General features: G+C 69.1%; 2 protein-coding genes and 1 pseudogene. All 3 read right to left on the bottom strand.

Annotated elements, in window-relative coordinates:
* Positions 1–93 precede the first annotated feature (93 nt).
* On the bottom strand, positions 94–480 hold the full coding sequence (rplL, locus tag GZ997_RS01915; protein WP_162678632.1) for a 50S ribosomal protein L7/L12: 387 nt from the start codon (positions 478–480) through the stop codon (positions 94–96).
* Positions 481–564: 84 nt separating this feature from the next.
* On the bottom strand, positions 565–1,086 hold the full coding sequence (gene rplJ / locus GZ997_RS01910; RefSeq protein ID WP_161924776.1) for a 50S ribosomal protein L10: 522 nt from the start codon (positions 1,084–1,086) through the stop codon (positions 565–567).
* A gap of 290 nt (positions 1,087–1,376) precedes the next feature.
* Positions 1,377–1,645: pseudogene (locus tag GZ997_RS01905) on the bottom strand (OmpA family protein); the annotation flags it as partial.

Below are 1,645 nucleotides of genomic sequence, written 5' to 3'. Positions count from 1 at the left end.
GTCGCCCCGACCACGTATAGCGGTCGGGGCGACGTCGGTGCTTATGCGATCCCCGACGGCGTCGGCTCGGTGCCGACCCCGTCGGGGCCGGGATCACTTGAGGGTGACGGTGGCGCCGGCGCCCTCGAGCTGGGCCTTGGCCTTCTCGGCAGCGTCCTTGGCGGCGCCCTCGAGGATGGCCTTGGGGGCGGCCTCAACGAGGTCCTTGGCCTCCTTCAGGCCGAGGGAGGTCAGGGCGCGCACCTCCTTGATGACCTGGATCTTCTTGTCGCCGGCGGACTCGAGGATGACGTCGAACTCGGTCTTCTCCTCCTCGGCGGCCGGGGCGACGGCACCGGGGGCGGCAGCGACGACGGCGGCGGCCGGGGCGGCGGCGGTCACGTCGAAGGTCTCCTCAAAGGCCTTGACGAACTCGGACAGCTCGATGAGGGAGAGCTCCTTGAAGGCCTCGATGAGCTCGTCGGTGGTCAGCTTCGCCATGATGGGGCGTTCCTTCCTGGAAAAGGGGTCCTGCACCGCTTTTGCGCGCAGGGAAGTGGTGTTGGTGTTGGTGGCGCACGCGGCTCAGGCCGCGGTCTCCTGCTTCTCGCGCAGGGCGTCGACGGTGCGGACCGCCTTGGAGGCGGGCGCGGCGAACAGGTATGCCGCCTTGGACAGGGACGCCTTCATAGCACCCGCTGCCTTGGCCAGCAGAACCTCGCGGGACTCCAGCGAGGCGAGCTTGTCAACCTCATCGGCGCTCAGGGCGTTGCCCTCCATGACGCCGCCCTTGACGATGAGGTTCTTGTTGTCCTTGGCGAAGTCACGCAGCGCCTTGGCCGCCTCCACCGGCTCGCCGGTGACGAACGTAAGTGCCGTGGGGCCCTTCAAGTCGTCCACGATCGCGTCGAGTCCGACGCGCCGCGCCGCAATGGCAGCAAGCGTGTTCTTCGCCACGGTGTACTCGGCGTTGCCGGCGAGCGAGCGGCGCAATTCCTTGAGGTCGGCGACGCTCAGCCCACGGTACTCGGTGAGCAGAACGGCGTTGGCCTCACGGAATTTGTCCGCCAGCTGTGCAACAGCCGCGTCCTTCTCAGGCCTTGCCATGGGCCCTCCTTCCGTGGTCTGCCACAGGCTCCGGCACTGAAAAAGCCCCGCGCCGGTGGGCACGGGGCTCGCTTGCGCACTCAGAGTACTCGGCGTACTCCGAGAGCCGCTGGCGGCTCGTTCTCACCTGCGCCGGCTCCGCCACATGCGGACTTGGCCCCGCCTGCGCGGGGAACCTGCGGTCTTTGGCAGGCGCCACCATACACGCGCCCACACCCAGGCGCGCAAGCCCATCGGGGCCCTGCGGCGGTGCTTTCGGTCACGGCCGGGCGCCCCGGCCGCGCCGGTCCTCATCCCGCGACCACGGGCACATCGGTCAGCCGCCAGGGGTAGGCGACGGCGCCTTCCTCCGCGGAGCCGCCCGGATGGTCCACCACAACGTTGTCCTCTGCGGTGTCCGGCCACACCACGCACACCGTCATCCGCTCCCCCTCACCGAGCTCCTCGGTCAAGTCCAGCTCGGTCAGGGCGCGGTGGGCCGTGGTACCCGCGAGCAGGTAGTCCACGGGGTAGATGCGATCAGAACCGGATAGCAGCGTCAGCCCGCCCGCGGAGAATA

The sequence above is a fragment of the Actinomyces sp. 565 genome (genome assembly GCF_010365615.1).
Classification (GTDB): Bacteria; Actinomycetota; Actinomycetes; order Actinomycetales; family Actinomycetaceae; genus Actinomyces.
Note: the sequence above shows the minus strand (reverse complement) of the source record. Positions and strands in the feature narration are given on the sequence as shown.